This window comes from Streptomyces sp. NPDC054842, assembly GCF_053611025.1.
The window spans coordinates 50,698-66,667 of the sequence record NZ_JBSGZN010000014.1; the positions used below are offsets into that span (position 1 = coordinate 50,698).

Below are 15,970 nucleotides of genomic sequence, written 5' to 3' on the forward strand. Positions count from 1 at the left end.
TGACGTCGGTCTGCGCGTGGGGGCCGTGACGCGGGTAGGTCCCGCCGGTCAGGCGGCGCGGAGCGGGGCGAGCGCGCGGCTCCAGGCCAGAACCTGGTCGAGGGTCGCGTTCAGCGCTTCGACCTGGTGGTCGCCGGGCTTGAGAACGCTGAAGTTCTCGAAGTCGTGGAAGAGCGAGAGGCCGACCTGAGCACGCACGTCGGCCATCTGCAGTTCGCCGACGATGAGGCGCAGGTGCTCGACCGCACGGGCACCGCCCATGGCGCCGTAGCTGACGAAGCCGACGGCCTTGTTGTTCCACTCGGCGAAGAGGTAGTCGATCGCGTTCTTCAGCACGCCGGACGTCGAGTGGTTGTACTCGGGCGTCACGATGATGAATCCGTCGAAGGAGGCTATCTTGCGCGCCCACTCCTGGGTGTGCGGCTGGGCGTACTGCCCCATCGAGGGCGGCAGCGCCTCGTCCAGGTGCGGGAGCTTGTAATCGAGGAGGTCGACCAGCTCGAACTCGGCGTCCGAGCGCTTCGAGGCGACGTCCAGCACCCAACGGGCCACGGCCTCACCGTTCCGGCCGGGACGCGTGCTGCCGAGGATGATTCCGATCTTGGTCATACCAGAGCCTTTCGTGTGGGTGACCCGTAAGCCGCCCGACTTAATTGCTACTACAAGCAATATAACACCGAAACTTGTCGAGTCAAGTAATGTCGATTCGGCCGCGTCCTCGGCGCTGTGCCGCCGGACGTGGGCAGGCTCCGTCGAGGCTTCGACCGGAACCGGAGTCGTGCCTCCTCGGCGGGGAAGCGGTACCAGAGCTGCAGGGGCGGCGCCAGGCGATGGGCCGGAGAGCGGGGGATCGGATCACCTGAACCGAGGGCCGCCGGCGTACAGCGGAGCTGGTGCGACGGCCGTCCCGAACCCGCCCGTCCGTATGCGGACGACGATCCGGCGGGCTCACCAGGCGCGACGAGGGGAACCGTCGTGCTCTGTCGCTGCCGGGAATGCTGGGCCGGTCGTGAGGTGCGGAGGGTAGGGGTGGGTGCCGCGATCACCAGGGCGGTGGTCCGCTGCTCACGACAGGCGTCCATCCGAACACGGAGAGCACGATCGGCTCGGCTCCTACGGACTCCAGACATGGCGGGCGCCGTGGAATCGGACTCCGAGGTCCTGGGGGAACACGTCGTTCGCGACGGTCAAGCGGTCCCTGCAATCCAAGTAGGAGGTCGCTCCGTGCAGTGCCTCGCGCACAACCAGCAGGCCGCAGTGATCGCCGAACAGCTCCGGCGTGCGGTCGGTGCGACAACGTGTGTCACTTGAAGCAGACGCGTGATGCTGCCTCGGCATGCTGCCGGCTTGCCTCTTTTCGCTGGCTGCTCCAGTCAGGTGCTCAAGTGGATCTCAGTTTGGAGGTCGGCCGGCTCGGGGCGCCCATGGACACAGTCGGGGCCGGCCGCGCGACGCCGCCTGCGAGGTGGGCGTCGTCTTCTCGGCTGTCCGTAGCCCGTGGTACCGGTGGGCGGATCGAGGGTTTCTTCGGCCACCGACGGCTTCTTCCTCTGCGGCGGGACGTCGCCTCGCATCTGCACCCCACTCACCTCTCAAGGAGTCTTGATGAGCGCCGAGCAGCAGTTCGCCGTCGAAGAGGTCAGCACGTCCTACTGGCGGGTGACCTTCTCCAACGGCGAGATCAACCTGATCGATCCCGACACCATCGAGCAGCTGGCCGAGTTGGTCACCCGCATCGAAGAGGCACCGGAACTGACCGCCGTCGTCTTTCGCAGTGCCAATCCGGACTTCTTCATGGCCCACTGGGACATGCTGTCCGACAGGTCCCGCGTCGCTGCCATGACACCGGCCGCCTCCGGCCTGCACCCCTTCGCGGACAACCTCTACCGGCTCGGCAAGGTCCCCGCGCTCACGATCAGCGAGATCAACGGACGTGCCCGCGGGGCCGGCAGCGAGTTCGTCCTCGCGACGGACGTCCGCTTCGCCGGGCCCGGCACCATCCTGGGGCAGTTCGAGGTAAGCGTCGGTTCGGTCCCCGGCGGCAATCCCACAGGCCGCCTTCCGCGCATCGTCGGTCGTGGGCGCGCACTGGAGATCCTGCTCGGCGCCGACGACTTCCCCGCCGATCTGGCGGCGGCGTACGGCTACGTCAACCGTGTCGTGCCCGAGAGCGAGCTGGAGCGGTTCGTGGACGGCTTCGCCCGTCGCGTCGCCGGCTTCGACAAGACTGCCGTCACCCGGATCAAGGCCCTGGTGGATGTCGAGTCGCTTCCCACGGACCAGTCCTACGGCGCGAGCCTGCAAGCCTTCTTCCAGACGTCCGGCCGGCCCGAGAACGCCGACCGCGTCCGTTCCCTGTTCGATCGCGGCCTTCAGCGGCCCGACGGTGTGGAGCTCGACCTCGGCCGTCGCGTGGCGGGGTGAGGTGAGGTAGGTGAACAAGACTGCGACACGCTTCGGCATCGCGGACGCGGCGGTTACAGGCCGTCCTCCTACGATCAGTCAGCGCTGCCGTCCTCATGTGGTTGGGTGCGCTGCCGTGTGCGAACGAGTAGCTCCATCGAGTTTGTTGGCCGCCGGACCACGCACAACGCAGTGCGGGCAGGGCGTGACCGGCGCCGGCGCCGGCGCCGACGCGCAGGGCGACTTCGTTCATCGACGCGCGGCCCGCTATGAGCGCGTTGCGGCGGTCGAGACGTCCTGAATGCGGTTGACCCCGCGTTCATGGCCGCTGTCCCTGAGGGATCGGCTTGAGCGATCAGGGCCCCAGCGTGTACGTCATGAACGGCGCGCGTTCGCGGCAGCCAAAACGTTTCTCGTCAGCCCGCTGCGAGTGCGCTGTCAGTCGGGAGCAAGGATGTCGGAGAGACTCACAGCGGGGCGGCCAAGCAGGCCCGTGAGCGTGCGCTGCTGGCGCTCGGTCAAGGAAGCAACAAAGATCACTGCGTCAGCGTTGGCCTGGTCACAGGCCTGCGCCACTTCACGGACTTTCCCGTAGCTCAGCAGAGTCCGGGAGGAGTAGGGCAGACCCATCCTCTGGACCCCGCCGGCCGAGACGCCTCGCCGTTGCACCATCTGCACGCCAACCCGAGCACCGCGCGCTGCCAGTTCTCCGGCTGCCGACGCCATGAGCGTTTCGAAGTCCTTCTGCTTCGCAGAGAAGTAGCCAACCAGGACTACGTCAGCACCCATGGCCGTGAGTCGAAACGCCCGGCGCCGGGTCGGCTCCGAGGGCACGCGGCGAGCCGGGCGCCGGTCGCGCCTGCGGGGCTGATGCATGCGCCACAGGTTAAAGGCCTTGTTGCCTGGAGCGATATCGGGTTTCCCCTTGACCCGGCTCGGCGAGCACATGCAGAGCCACTCGTTCACGACGGCGATGGTGACGGTCGCCCCGTAGCGGACCGCGAGCTCGTCGTATCTCGTGGCGACAGCGCGGTGGCGTTATCGACGTTGATCGCGCACTCGACAGCATGGCGCTCGCGAAAGTCGACCGGGTCGACATGCGCCGGACGTCCACCACGGGAGCCGAGCTTCGCGCCCTCGCCTGTCCGGGCGAGGTGTACGTCGCGGTGATGGTGGGGCTGACCTCGCGCAGTCGGTACCGTTCAGCCGCCTGAGCTGGCCTTTTGTTCATAGACGGGCGGTCGCCTATTCTTCAGTGAGAGCGATGCCCGCATGATCGACCAGACCGGGACCGCAACCTGTCGACGGGACGAGTCCGTCGGCACTGTGAATGGAGAGCTCAGATGATGCGAGTCGAGATGTGGACAGACGTCGCCTGCCCGTGGTGCTACGTCGGCAGGGCGCACTTCGCCAAGGGGCTCGCCGCCTTCGCGCACCGCGACGAGGTGGAGGTCGTTCACCGTTCGTTCGAGCTAAATCCGGAGGCGGAGAACGGCATGGTGCCGATCATCGATGCCGTCGCGGCGCAGTACGGGCGTACCCATGAGCAGCAGGTAGCCCGAGAGGAACAGGCCAAGGGTATGGCGAACGCCGTCGGGCTCGAATTCCGGGTCGGTGGACGGGTTTTCGGCAACACCTTCGACGTGCATCGTCTCGCTCACTTCGCCAAGACCCGTGGCCGGCAGAGCGAACTTCTGGACCAGGCCTTCCGTGTCCACTTCGCCGAAGAGTCCTCGATCTACGACGAGGGGACCCTGGTGGCGCTCGCTGTGGCAGCCGGGCTGGACGAGGCCGAGGTGCGCGAGGTGCTGGCCGATCCGGACGCCTTCGCCGAAGAGGTGCGCTCCGACGAGCGGCTCGCCGCCGAACTGGGTGCGAGCGGTGTGCCGTTCTTCGTGCTGGAGCGGCGCTACGGCGTGAGCGGTGTCCAGTCGCCCGAGGCGTTCACCCGGGCGCTGGAGCAGGCGTGGGCGAATCGCCCGGCCGCCTAGGGGGTGAACATCACCCCCGCCCCCGGGCCCGGGTCGGGGAGGCGACCTGCTGGCGGCCCGAACGCCCGATCCGCTCGCGTGTGCACTCAGCCCGAAGCGCGATGGCATCCTGAACGGCCTCCAAATCCCCAACCTGGCGCGTGTGTTGACCGTCAGTCAGGGCGCTTGGCCATGACGACCACACCCGGCCCGCTGTAATCCGTGGGCGGCAGCCGGAGTTCGGCGACCGGGTACAGGCCGGCGTTGACGATCAGCTCCACTAGCTCCTCCGGCCGCCACTTGTGCGTCGTCCAGCGGACGGCCACGCCGCCGTAGGCCTCGGTGCGCACCGCGTCCTCTTCGCCGACGTGAGTCGCGGTGATGAGGTAGCCGCCTGGCTTCAGGGCGCGGGTGAACAGGGCGAGAACCTGAGGAAGGACGTCACGTGGCAGGTTGAACAGGGACCACCACCCCAGCACGCCGCCGAGGGACGCTTCCTCCAGGTCGAGTTCGGTGGCCGAGGCGACATCGAAGCGGCATTCCGGATGGAGACGGCGCGCGTTCTCGATCATGCGAGGCGAGAGATCCACCCCGGACACGTCCATTCCGCGTTCGGCGAGGTAGGCGGTCACCGTTCCGGGGCCGCAGCCGACATCGAGGACCGGCCCCAACTCTCCGACGCTGTCGGCGAATGCGTCGATCGACGCCTTGTGCCAAGGGTCGCGGCGGATGTCACCGATCCCCGTGGTCAGCACCATGTGGGCGTAGTTGTCGGCCACGCGGTCGTAGGACTCACGGACGGTGTCGAGATCGGCCGGGCGGTCTACTGGGTGTGCGCGCATCGCCCAACGATATGACCCCGGCCGGGCCGCACGGACAACTTCCAGCGATGCCGGCGTCGCGCGGATTGTGAACTCCGCCCGTCCTCCACCCGTTCACATGCCGTTCAGCGCACAACCATCAGCCGTTGCCGCGTGTCTGGCAGGTGAATCGCTTTTCGCGTGCGCGTCTCGACCTCGCGCGCGCTACAAGGAGGAACCGTGGGCATCCGCCGACCCGCCATATCGACCGCCGTAGCCGCCGCCCTGATCGGGTCGTTCGGTGTGCCCGTCATGGCGGGGACCGCCTCCGCCGCGGGCACCGCCGCCACCGTGCGCGAGGACTTCAACGGCGACGGCTACCAGGACATCGCCGTCGCCGCTCCCGGCGGGCAGGTCGGCGGTCATACCTGGGCCGGCTACATCGCGATCACCTACGGCTCCGCGCAGGGCTTCGACCCCGCGCGCACCACGGTCATCCACCAGGACACCCCGGGTGTCCCCGGCGCCTCCGGGGACAACCAGGTCTTCGGATACGACATGATCGCCCGCGACCTGGACGGCGACGGGCTGACGGACCTGGCCCTGGTCGCCCGCGACTATCAGCCGGAGACCGGCGTCAGCGGGTCGGTCATCGTCCTCTGGGGCCGGACCACCGGTATCACCGGCCAGGACGCCGTCCGTATCAAGGCACCGGCGAACGCCCAGGTCGGCGCCGACATCACCGCGGGTGACTTCGACGACGACGGGCACGTCGACCTCTTCATGAGCAACGGCGAGGAGTACGACTACCACGACGTGCTCTACGGGCCCTTCGACCGGGGTGGCTCTCCGGATCGTGAGCAGCAGCTGCTGGTGTACAGCACCGACAACACCATCAACTCCACCGCCGCGGGCGACTTCAACGGCGACGGCATCGAGGACCTCGCGACCTTCTACGTCTACGAGAACCACGCCGAGGGCGGCAAGCTGTGGCTCGGCACCGAGGACGGCCTGTCCACCGTTCCACAGCGGCTGAACTCCGCGGCCGGCACCGCCGTCGCCGACTTCGACCAGGACGGCTACGACGACCTCGCGACCCGGATCTTCCCCAACGGCATCACCGAGAACGAGGAGGACGCCGGCACCGTCAAGATCTACTACGGTTCGGCGTCCGGTCCCAGCCAGACGCGTACTCGGACGATCACGCAGGACACGGCGGGCGTGCCCGGGGTGAGCGAGAAGAGCGACCAGTTCGGCGGGCGGCTGAGCACGGGTGACGTGAACGGCGACGGATATCCCGATCTGGCGGTCGGCGTCCCGGGGGAGGCGATCGGCTCGAAGGCGAAGGCCGGCGCCGTGGTACTGCTGAAAGGCGGCAGGGGCGGTGTCACCGGTACGGGGGCGCAGGCGTTCCACCAGGACACGACGGGCGTGCCGGGTGCCGCGGAGTCCGGTGACGTGTTCGGCGGTTCGACGCGACTGCTCGACATGACCGGCGACGGCAAGGCCGACCTGATCGCGGGCGCGCCCGGCGAGAATCTGGGCACCATCGTGAACGGCGGCGCGGCATGGCTGCTGCGCGGCAGCACCTCGGGTCTGACCGCCTCGCGGTCGGTCGCCGAGAACCCGGTGGACATCAGCGCCGTGGCGTCGAAGGCGCTGTTCGGCGAGAACCTGAGCGGTGACAACGGCCCGGGCGTGGTGATCCCGTAAGCCTCACGACAGGATCATGAGCGGGCCCGGGGCGTGGTCACCTCGCCACAGGCCCGCTTTTCGCACCGGGCCGCCCTCGCGACAAGCCACTCGGAACACATGTCATGTGATGTCCGTCGATAAGGGGCACGACTGGTCTCGGCGGGCACGGGGGTTGCCGGGATCCCGAACATTCCCCCCTCTCGTCCGGGACGTCGACGCCAGTCCTGCCGGGCACGCCCTCGGGCCGATGGCAGCCACCGCACACCCCTTGACCTGCGCAGATGCGCTGTGCTTCGCTCGGCGGACAGACAGGGTGACGGGCTGAGGGGGCCGGATCGTGCGTCCGGTGAGTGCGGTTGGGGGGCACGGGCCGGACTCCCGCCGACGCTCCGTACTCTGTACGTCGAGCACGTCGGTTGTCTCGGGAACTCGGCACCGAAGCCGCCCGGTGAAACCCGGACGTCGGAACCTGTCCGGAACCCGAGCGGTGTTCATTCCGTCTTGCCCGGGGGAGTAGGACGGGTGGCACGAGCGGCATCTAGTGAAGTGGTCTGGGTTGATACACATACGGCGGCATCCACAAGCGGGGCTGTGGGCCGTGGCGGCGGTCGCGGTTCTCGGGTTCCTCATAGCGCTCGAATTCGCCGTACGCCACTACGGCCTGCCGGGTCCGATCACGACCCAGGCGCGCGAGGTGCTCTTCCCGCCCAAATCGGGCGGACTGCTCTACGCCAGCATGGCGTTGATGATGGTGGTCCTCACCTGGCGGCAGCGGTTCATCGCGCTGGGCGCGGCGATCGGAATCGACATCGTCTTCTCGGTGGTCCGTTTCGCGGCGGACATCAAGGTGACCGACGGCCACCCCTTCGGCAACGGCGCGCTCTGGGTGGTCCTGGGCTGCGCGGTCGTGGCCCTCACCCGCCGCACCGGCCGGGAACGCGTCCTGCTGCTGAAGGGCGTGGGACTGGCCCTGCTCCTGATCGCGGGCCGCAAGACGGGCGACGCCTGGCTGTACCTCACCTCGACCACCCGCCCCATGGTGCTCGACCAGTACGTGGCGACCACCGACCACGCGCTGGGCAACCCGTCCTGGCTGGTGGGACGTCTCGTCACCGCCGCCGGCCCGATCGGCTTCAACGCACTCGACTTCGTCTACGGCCAGCTTCCGGTGGCCGCGGTCGTCGTCGCGCTGTACCAACTGCGCCATGTGGCCGCCGAACGCCGCTTCCCGCGCCACCACCTGGTGCGTACGTTCCTCATGATCGGCCTGCTGGGGCCGGCCTTCTACATGCTCTTCCCGGTCGTCGGCCCGATCTTCGCCTACGGCACCGGCGCCGCCCACTGGGAGGGCGTCAGCCTGTGGGCACCGCACATGCCGCCCAGTGAGCCCTGGGCGGTGGGTGACCTGTGGCCGCGGACGCTGCCCCCCATCGGCACCCCGCACCTCATGCCGTTCGACGAGATCACCCCACGCAACTGCATGCCGAGCCTGCACACGGCGTGGGCCACCGCGATCTTCATCCACACCCGGAAGGGCCCGCGCGCCCTTCGGTACGGCGGCACGTTCTGGCTCGTCGCGACATTGGCCGCGACGCTCGGCTTCGGCTACCACTACGGTGCAGACCTCATCGCCGGTGTGGTGTTCACCCTCACGATCGAAGGCGCTCTGCGCGCGTACGACCACGGCTGGGACCGGTCGGGCATTCAACTGGTCGCCTACGGCTCGACGGTCTGCGTCGCGCTCATGGTCGCCTACCGCTACCTGTCGGTCGAGATAGCCGAATACCGCGTGCTCACCGGCCCCTTGCTCGTCCTCGCCATGATCTCGGTGATCTACTACTACGTACGGGTCACCGGGTCCTGGCAACCGAGAGCGGCGCCCGCCCCGCAGCCCGCTCCGCAACCCGAACTGATCTGAGCGACGACGCCCGCCCGCGCCGGACTCCGGCCGGACCGGGCCGACCTCAACCGAACCTTGGCGGCAACCCGCGCGTCCCGTGTATCGCAGCACGCGCGGGGCTTGCCGCCTTGGCGAGAGAGGCTGCACATCACGAAAGTGGGTGAATCGGTCGGGGTCGTCGAAGTGGGCACGGTAGATGCCGTGTGCTCCGGGTACGCGAGCACGGCAGATGTCGTAGGTCTGGGCACCTGGGCACGGCTGATGTCCGTGAAGTCCGGTTCCGGAGAGGCTTGAGAGGATCGAGGTATGGCGGACTCACCCATGAAGATCAACGCCCTCATCGTCGACGCCACCGACCCCGAGCGGCTCGCCGCGTTCTGGTCCGAACTGCTCGGCCGACCCGTCGTGGGCCGCACCGGCCCGTACGTCTGGCTCCAGCGGGAGGACGGCCTGGGCCTGGGTTTTCAGCGGACCACCGAACCCACCTCGGGCAAGAACCGGATGCATTTCGATGTCACGTCGGCCGATCCCGCCGCCGAACAGCGACGAATCGAGCGGCTCGGCGGGCGCAGACTGGAGCAGTACGCCGACGGGGGATTCCTGGTGATGGCGGACCCCGAGGGCAACGAGTTCTGCGTCATCCCGGAGGGTTCCGTCGGACTCGACGACGAGGGACGCGCGCACTACCTCGACTGAGACCCTGACCGCGTGCCCGGCCGAGCGCTGGCCCAGCGGGCGCGAGCGTGCACCGGTTGTGGTTCCTCGGTCGTGGTTCCTCGCTGCCGCATCCCGGCAGGGGCGGCCTAACATGGCGCGATGCCCTCGCCTGCCGACCGGACCGCCCTGGACTTGCTGGATGTGCATCTGGAGGCGCTGTGGGACAGGACCCGTCGCCCTCATCCTCCGCTCCCCGAAGTCGTCGGTACTGCGGCGGACGAAGACCGTGAACTCGTCCACTGGACTCTCGACCGGCTCCAGCGCATCCCCCGCGAACCGGGTGCCGACTTCGCTCGTGACGTCGGGAGCTTGCTGGCGGAGTTCCGCTCGCGTCGCTGCGCGTGGAACGCCGCGGCGCTGCGGCTGCTCGACGACACGTACACCTTCGTTGCCACCGGACCTCGGCGGAACGAGGACTGGGTGCACGACGTCCTTGCCGTCCTGACCCGATCGGTCGCTGATCCGCGGGGCTGGATACGCCTGGACTGGGACCGCGCCAACGACGCCCGCGACGCGGCGCCCGCCTACCCTTTCGACCCTCCGAGCGCAGCGGAGCTGCCCCGTCTCGTGCATCCCGTCGAGGCGGAGGCGGCGATCGGCGCGCTCGCCGTCATGGCGGAGGAATGGCAGGCAGAACGCGCCCCCGTCCGCACCCGGCCGGATCGCGACGCCGTGCTCGCGGATGCCCGCGTCCTGCTCGACCGGTACGGGCCGACGGCGCGCTACTGGACCAACGCGACCGCCGCGGCCTCCGACCCGTCTTTCGACTTCCTCAGCGCGGGGCTGGAGGGCACCGGGAGCCATGGATTCCTTACGTCCGCCTACCTGAACGGGCTGTCTCTCTTCGGGGAGTTGGGCCTGATCGCGGTGAATGACGAAGAGGTGGGCGTCTTCTGGTCGATCGAAGCGTGCTGACGACTTTCCAGTGAGGCGCCGGCGTCTGCCGGATGCTCACAGGCACGAGCCCACGTCCGCGCGGTGGTGCCGGCCGCACGGCAGGAGGGACGGAGGTACCCGGCGGGCGGCGAGAGGGCCGGCCGCCCGGCAACTCCCGTCCCGGATGCGGCAGTCGGCGGCGCACGGACCACGTCACGGATCTCGGTTACAGTACTGGCGTCGAGACCCACCGCGAGCGTCCGGTCACCGCCGGTGTGCCGCGGAGTCCGCCCACCGCCTTCGAGGCGGCCCGTCGCGGGCCACCGTGCCCGAGGCCGGTGGCGGTGCGGGGACCGTCGACAGCGCACGCGGCCGTCCGCGTGCGCCACACCAGGAACCCGTCGGGCCAGTGCCCGCCGTCACCGAGGAGGCCCTCTCATGGAACCCGTCGCGCTGATCACTGGCGGTTCCAACGGAATCGGTGCCGCCACCGCCCGCGCGCTGCTGAAGAAGGGCCACCGTGTCGCCGTCACCGGCCGGGACGGGGAGCGGCTGGCGGCCTTCGCCGCGTCCGCCGGGGCCGGGGAGCGGCTGCTGACGTTCACCGGCGACGCCGCCGACGAGCACCACCTCGCCTCGGCGGTGGGGCACATCACGGACACCTGGGGCCGGCTGGACACGGTTGTCGCCAACGCCGGCTTCTCGCTGCCCGGCACCCTTGAGAGCCAGGAGCCCGAGGCGATGCGGGCCATGATCCTCACCAACGTCCTCGGCCCGGCGCTGCTGGTGCGGGAGACGCTGCCGCACCTGCGGGAGTCCAGGGGCCGGATCGTCGTCGTGGGTTCGGTCGCGGGCGTCCGGAACACCCCGGGCAACCTGTACTCCGTCACCAAGTGGGCCGCGCACGCCCTGGCCGAGAACACCCGGCTCCTGATCGCCAAGGACGGGGTCGGCGTCACCCTCGTCGCCCCGGGAGTCGTCGACACGGCGTTCTGGGACGAGCGCGGGGGAGTCCCGGCAGCGGCGCCCGCGATGAGCGCCGAGCAGATCGCGGACGTGATCCTCTTCGCCGTGGACCAGCCCGCCGGCATGGAGATCAACCACGTGACCCTGCGGCCGACCGGTCAGGTCAACTGACCTCGCCGTCCAAGGGGCAGGCCGGGTCCGGTGGCGGTCCGGTCTGCTCGCTACAGTCCGGTGGCACTCAGGCGCCCTTCGATCACGTGTGGTGGTACTGCACGCTCTTGAGGCTTGCTCCAATTGCGCGGGTGAGGGTGTCGGTCAGCCCGACGCCCTGCGCGTAGTCGTGCCGGACTACCGGTCCCGAGCCGCCCGTGCACAGGGACCCACCCCGGCATCACTCAAGCAAGTGCAGTGGCGCAAGGCAGCCCGGGTCTTCACGCGAGCGCCCGAGCCGACTGAACCGGCGGCACAACCGCCCCGCTGCCGTCCCTGTCGGCAGTCCTGAGCAGCGCTTCACGACGACAGGTCTTCCGCCTTATCGACCCTGAACGCTCCAGTGGCGGGTGCCAGGCATGGGACCACGTCGGTTGTCTTGCCCGCTGCCGTGCCCGCCTCGCACAGCCGGCCGCCGCTCTCCCGCAGGTCGAGGTAGAAGCGGGTGGTGCTGCCGTCCTGCTGGAGACCGTGGATGCGTTCGTCGATGTATCCCAGGTCGTTCAGGGTCTTGCGGACGCTCGCGGGGGTGGGCGTCGAAACGGCCTGCAGCGCCTCGATGATGCGCTGTTCGTGCTGGACGCTCGCGCACCAGTCGCGGGCGGTCAGCACCGACTCGGGTCCCGTGGGGGCGCCCGGTTCGATCGGGTCGGTGGGAGGAGTCTCACCAGGGGCGAGACTCTCCTTCTCTTGCGGACCGACCGGCTTCGAGGCGACGGGCCCCGGCGCAGGACACCGTCGGGCGACTCCGCGGAGCATCTTCGCGAACGCCGCCCGGTCGGCCGACGGTGACGGGGCCCCCACCTTGGAGCCGGCGCTCACGCCCGGACCGCCCTGTGTGCTGCCGCCTCCGGGCTGTTCGGTTCCGCAGCCGGCAAGGACCAGACAGGTGAGGGCGCCGATCGCGAGGGCACGTCGAGGGTGAGCGAGCTGACTGATGAGGGCGCTGGCATTCGTCATGTGGCCAGCTTCGGACGGGGAGTTGGAACCTGGCATGAGTACACGTACTCATGCACGGTGAGCATGGGCTTGCTTGCCGAAACAACGACTTCCGATGAAGTAGGTGCGCACGATGTGCCGCGCGGCCGCGGCCGGGGCCGATCGCAGGCCCGGCCGGAGTCCGGCCAGGCCTGCGCGTGCCGGGAGACCCTCCATCCGTCAGGGGCGCCGCGGAAGCGCCTGTGGCCGGATCAGCCGAGGCCGAGGACAGTCATCGCCCGCTCTGCCATGCGCCGTTCGCCGAGTGCGTTGGGGTGGACCGGGACGACGTTCTGTCCGAAGAGCAGCGGCTCGATCCACCGGGTCCCGGAAGCCTTGCAGGCGTCGTGCCCCTCGGACGCCTGGGAGAAGTCCACGTACGTCGCCCCTGTCTCCTCCGCGGCCCGTTTGATCGCGGCGTTGAGATGTGCCTGGAGGCTGCGCAGGTAGGGCACGTCACCGGATGCGATGGGGAGCTTCACGAAACAGGAGGGATCGGCGACGGCGGGGGTGATCCACGGGTAACCCAGCGCCGCCACGCGGGCGTTGGGTGCCTTGGCGCGGATCTTCTCCAGGGACGCCTTGAGCGCCGGATAGGTGTTCACGTCGATCTCGTCCTCGAACGAGGAGCCGTTCTTGTCCTTGCAGGGGCTGCCCTTCCCGCCGGTGGAGAGCCCGGCGGTGCCGCAGGCCACGATGGCGTTGATGAAGGTGTTGTTGTCGTTGCCGCCCATCGTGAACGTCACGAGGTCCGTGTCGGTGCTGAGCGCGTCCGTCTGCGGAGCCACGCCGGGGTACTGGGATTCGGTGAAGTGCTTGGTCTGCGCTGCCCCGCAGGTCACGTCCTTGAGGTGGGCGCCCGTCCTGGAGGCGATGACGTGGGGGTAGTTCGCGGTGGAGCGCAGGCACAGCAGGTTGCTGAGGTCGACGGGCAGGACACCGGACCCGGCGCTGTAGCTGTCGCCGAGAGCGACGTACTCCAGCGTCGATGTCGCGTGTGCGGTGGTGGCGGTGAGGGTCAGCGCGGCGGCAAGGGCTGACGTGGTCATGACATGGCGAAGCTTGGGCATGTGCTCTCTCTTCTCGAATGCGGTGTGGGGCGGGCGCGGCTGTGACGGCACAGTCGGCTCCGCAGCGAAGAAGCGGCTCGAGCATGAAGGGAGGTACGTTCGCGCACCTGACGGCGGTGGGCGCGCCGGCAGTTGTGGAGTCCGGTTGCGGGGGTTACCGCTCGGTCCTACCCATAAGTAATGTGAGCCGGCGCGGTGTCGGCGTCAACATTGTTGACGCGATTTCTTGAAATACTGACGAGCCGTCACCGTCCACCGCGCGGCCTGCTCCCGCCATCCCGGGGTCGCAGCCCTACCCTTGGCCCATGGCGCAGCCCGGTTCCACCACCACGACACGCGAATCCATCCACTCAGCCGCCACCCAGCTGTTCCGAGAACACGGATACGCCAGAACGACCGTCCGCCAGATAGCGGCGGCAGCGGAAACGGATCCCGCGCTGGTGATCCGGCACTTCAAGAGCAAGGAACTCCTGTTCCTGGAGACGATGCATCTCAGCATCGACGACGAACCGCTGCTCGACGTCCCCTTGGACCGCCTGGGGGAACGGCTCGTCGACCTCCTCGTCCATCTCGACGGCGGCGCCCGCGGCGTCTTCCTCGCTCTCGTGCGCGGCAGCAACGAACCCGAGATCCAGCGGCGTCTGAAGCTCACGCACGAGAAGGTCCTGATCGAACCGCTGCGTGGGCGCCTGACCGGACCCGATGCCGACATCCGCTCGCGACTGGCGGCCTCGCTGGCGGCAGGGCTGTTGTACTCGCTGTGGGTGGCCCGGGACGAGACGCTTCTCAGGACCGACCGCAAGGAACTGGTGGCGCGGTACGGCGCGTTGCTCCAGCACGTCCTCACGCCGCCGGTTTGAGGGCACGTTCACAGTCCCCGTTCGTCTCTTTGAGCAGGCAGGCAAGCTGAAAGGTGGGCGGGATGGCGGGTTCGGCGATGGACTTCGCCTCAGCCTGTCAATCGAAGGAGGTTGTGGCGGGAGGCGGGCGACTGCTCGTGAAGGGTGACGGGACGGCACCCGGGGCGCAAGGGTGATCCACAATGGTCGGATGGTCACCCTTGAGACACCACGTCTGATCATGCGTCGCTGGCGCGAGGAAGACGTTGCGCCCATGGCTGCCGTCAACGCCGACCCCGAAGTCATGCGATGGATCCGTGACGGCAGTGTCCGTGACGAACGGCAGACCCGCGACGGGATCCGGGCATGGGAGAGCGAGTGGGAGGAACGGGGCTTCGGTCTGTTCGCCGTGGAGATTCGGTCCACGGGTGAGCTGGCCGGGTTCACCGGCCTTTCGGTGCCTCATTTCATGCCGGAGGTGCTGCCCGCGGTCGAGGTCGGCTGGCGGCTGGGGCGCTCCCACTGGGGACAGGGGCTGGCCACGGAAGCCGCTGCCGCCGCCGTACGGTTCGGTTTCGAGGAGGCGGGACTGGAGCGGATCGTCAGCATCGCCCAGGTGGGCAACGACGCCTCCGAACGGATCATGGGCAAACTGGGGATGCGGCTGGCCCGTGAAACCGTCAACCCGACGTCCGGTCGGCGAGTAAGAGTGTTCGAGTTGTCGGCGGAGCAGTTCATGGCGACGAGGCGCTGATGGCGTTCATGTGGGCGGTGGCCTCATACGGATTTACCAGGACCTCTCTTACGAGATCACTGCCGGAGAGATCTCAGTACCCGCTGGTGGCGACGGAACCGTTGCCTGCGACGATGCGCCCATGAGCTACGACCTTGCCGTGTGGGACGGCGACCGTCCATTCGACGATCGTGTTGCGAGCTCGACGTATGACGAGCTCTATGAGCGCTACCTGGAGTCGGACGATGCCGCCGTACCTCCGGCACCGCGCATCGTGGCGTACGTGGAGGCTCTCCTCGGGCGATACCCGGACGACGTCGACCACAGTGTTGTTTGGGCGTCGCCTCCGGTCATCAATGAGGCATCGGGGCCGATCGTGTACCTGCTCATGTCCTACAGCAAAGCTGAGGAAGTATCCGAGTACGCCGCCGCACTGGCTTGTAGGCACGGCCTCGTCTGCTTCGATCCGCAGGGAGAGTGCCTCCGGCCGTGAGCTGCCTGCTTTCCGACGGGCCACGTTCACGCCGCCTTGCCGCCCTACGTGTGCTCACCCGGCCGGACCACGTTTCCTAGACTGGCGCGATGAACAACTACTCATGCACCCAATGCGGCACGGTCGGGCTGGCGGAGGGGTTCATCGAGGACGCCGGTGAGCACTCGCGCGGCTATGCCCGGTGGATCGAGGGGGCGTTGGAGCGGGGCTTTCTCGGGGGCGCCAAGCGGATGGGCCGGCCACGGCGGCAGATTGAGGCGTTCCGCTGTCCGAAGTGCGGACACCTGGAGCTGTTCGCGACCGGCCAGGTCTAGATCCGC

Annotated in this window: 17 protein-coding genes; 12 read left to right on the forward strand and 5 right to left on the reverse strand. The window is 68.6% G+C overall.

All coding sequences use genetic code 11. From position 1 onward, the window contains the following. Positions 1-48 precede the first annotated feature (48 nt). The gene (locus ACWGIS_RS13645) at positions 49-609 is read right to left on the reverse strand and encodes an NADPH-dependent FMN reductase (RefSeq protein WP_453362575.1); all 561 of its coding nucleotides are present in this window, start codon (positions 607-609) and stop codon (positions 49-51) included. Positions 610-1,605: 996 nt separating this feature from the next. Between ACWGIS_RS13645 and ACWGIS_RS13650 the strand changes: the two genes are divergently transcribed. Further along, positions 1,606-2,424: an enoyl-CoA hydratase/isomerase family protein gene (locus tag ACWGIS_RS13650; RefSeq protein ID WP_453362576.1), complete on the forward strand. Its 819-nt coding sequence runs from the start codon at positions 1,606-1,608 to the stop codon at positions 2,422-2,424. A 417-nt stretch (positions 2,425-2,841) separates the two neighbouring features. Here the strand turns inward: ACWGIS_RS13650 and ACWGIS_RS13655 are convergent, their stop codons facing one another. After that, the gene (locus ACWGIS_RS13655) at positions 2,842-3,369 is read right to left on the reverse strand and encodes an HflX-like GTP-binding protein (protein WP_453362577.1); all 528 of its coding nucleotides are present in this window, start codon (positions 3,367-3,369) and stop codon (positions 2,842-2,844) included. A 101-nt stretch (positions 3,370-3,470) separates the two neighbouring features. Between ACWGIS_RS13655 and ACWGIS_RS13660 the strand changes: the two genes are divergently transcribed. Together ACWGIS_RS13660 and ACWGIS_RS13665 are read left to right on the forward strand one after the other, a co-directional pair. After that, positions 3,471-3,617: a hypothetical protein gene (locus ACWGIS_RS13660; protein ID WP_453362578.1), complete on the forward strand. Its 147-nt coding sequence runs from the start codon at positions 3,471-3,473 to the stop codon at positions 3,615-3,617. Positions 3,618-3,749: 132 nt separating this feature from the next. Then, complete coding sequence (locus tag ACWGIS_RS13665) at positions 3,750-4,394, forward strand: DsbA family oxidoreductase (protein ID WP_453362679.1); 645 nt, start codon at positions 3,750-3,752, stop codon at positions 4,392-4,394. 152 nt (positions 4,395-4,546) lie between these two features. Here ACWGIS_RS13665 and ACWGIS_RS13670 read toward each other — a convergent pair whose 3' ends face one another. Continuing rightward, positions 4,547-5,215, reverse strand: a complete 669-nt coding sequence (locus ACWGIS_RS13670; protein WP_453362579.1) for a class I SAM-dependent methyltransferase — start codon at positions 5,213-5,215, stop codon at positions 4,547-4,549. A 198-nt stretch (positions 5,216-5,413) separates the two neighbouring features. Here ACWGIS_RS13670 and ACWGIS_RS13675 point away from each other — a divergent pair, with 198 nt between their 5' ends. The 5 genes from ACWGIS_RS13675 (at position 5,414) to ACWGIS_RS13695 (ending at position 11,498) form a co-directional block, all read left to right on the forward strand. Further along, on the forward strand, positions 5,414-6,886 hold the full coding sequence (locus tag ACWGIS_RS13675; RefSeq protein ID WP_453362580.1) for an FG-GAP and VCBS repeat-containing protein: 1,473 nt from the start codon (positions 5,414-5,416) through the stop codon (positions 6,884-6,886). A 580-nt stretch (positions 6,887-7,466) separates the two neighbouring features. Beyond that, entirely contained in the window at positions 7,467-8,786 is a 1,320-nt protein-coding gene (locus ACWGIS_RS13680) for a phosphatase PAP2 family protein (RefSeq protein WP_453362680.1), read from the forward strand. A 288-nt stretch (positions 8,787-9,074) separates the two neighbouring features. Further along, the gene (locus ACWGIS_RS13685; RefSeq protein ID WP_453362581.1) at positions 9,075-9,464 is read left to right on the forward strand and encodes a VOC family protein; all 390 of its coding nucleotides are present in this window, start codon (positions 9,075-9,077) and stop codon (positions 9,462-9,464) included. Positions 9,465-9,584: 120 nt separating this feature from the next. Beyond that, the gene (locus ACWGIS_RS13690) at positions 9,585-10,400 is read left to right on the forward strand and encodes a hypothetical protein (RefSeq protein ID WP_453362582.1); all 816 of its coding nucleotides are present in this window, start codon (positions 9,585-9,587) and stop codon (positions 10,398-10,400) included. 399 nt (positions 10,401-10,799) lie between these two features. Then, entirely contained in the window at positions 10,800-11,498 is a 699-nt protein-coding gene (locus ACWGIS_RS13695; RefSeq protein ID WP_453362583.1) for an SDR family oxidoreductase, read from the forward strand. Between the two features lie 339 nt (positions 11,499-11,837). Here the strand turns inward: ACWGIS_RS13695 and ACWGIS_RS13700 are convergent, their stop codons facing one another. Together ACWGIS_RS13700 and ACWGIS_RS13705 are read right to left on the reverse strand one after the other, a co-directional pair. Next, positions 11,838-12,497, reverse strand: a complete 660-nt coding sequence (locus tag ACWGIS_RS13700; RefSeq protein WP_453362584.1) for a hypothetical protein — start codon at positions 12,495-12,497, stop codon at positions 11,838-11,840. 230 nt (positions 12,498-12,727) lie between these two features. Then, positions 12,728-13,585: an SGNH/GDSL hydrolase family protein gene (locus ACWGIS_RS13705; RefSeq protein ID WP_453362585.1), complete on the reverse strand. Its 858-nt coding sequence runs from the start codon at positions 13,583-13,585 to the stop codon at positions 12,728-12,730. Between the two features lie 305 nt (positions 13,586-13,890). On the opposite strand from ACWGIS_RS13705, the gene ACWGIS_RS13710 reads away from it, so the two are divergent. The 4 genes from ACWGIS_RS13710 (at position 13,891) to ACWGIS_RS13725 (ending at position 15,964) form a co-directional block, all read left to right on the forward strand. After that, positions 13,891-14,445, forward strand: a complete 555-nt coding sequence (locus tag ACWGIS_RS13710) for a TetR/AcrR family transcriptional regulator (RefSeq protein ID WP_453362586.1) — start codon at positions 13,891-13,893, stop codon at positions 14,443-14,445. 190 nt (positions 14,446-14,635) lie between these two features. After that, on the forward strand, positions 14,636-15,178 hold the full coding sequence (locus ACWGIS_RS13715; protein ID WP_453362587.1) for a GNAT family N-acetyltransferase: 543 nt from the start codon (positions 14,636-14,638) through the stop codon (positions 15,176-15,178). Between the two features lie 121 nt (positions 15,179-15,299). Next, positions 15,300-15,650 (forward strand): hypothetical protein, encoded by a 351-nt coding sequence (locus ACWGIS_RS13720; protein ID WP_453362588.1) that lies wholly within the window; start codon positions 15,300-15,302, stop codon positions 15,648-15,650. Between the two features lie 89 nt (positions 15,651-15,739). Beyond that, positions 15,740-15,964 (forward strand): hypothetical protein, encoded by a 225-nt coding sequence (locus ACWGIS_RS13725; protein WP_453362589.1) that lies wholly within the window; start codon positions 15,740-15,742, stop codon positions 15,962-15,964. The last annotated feature ends 6 nt before the right edge of the window (positions 15,965-15,970 follow it).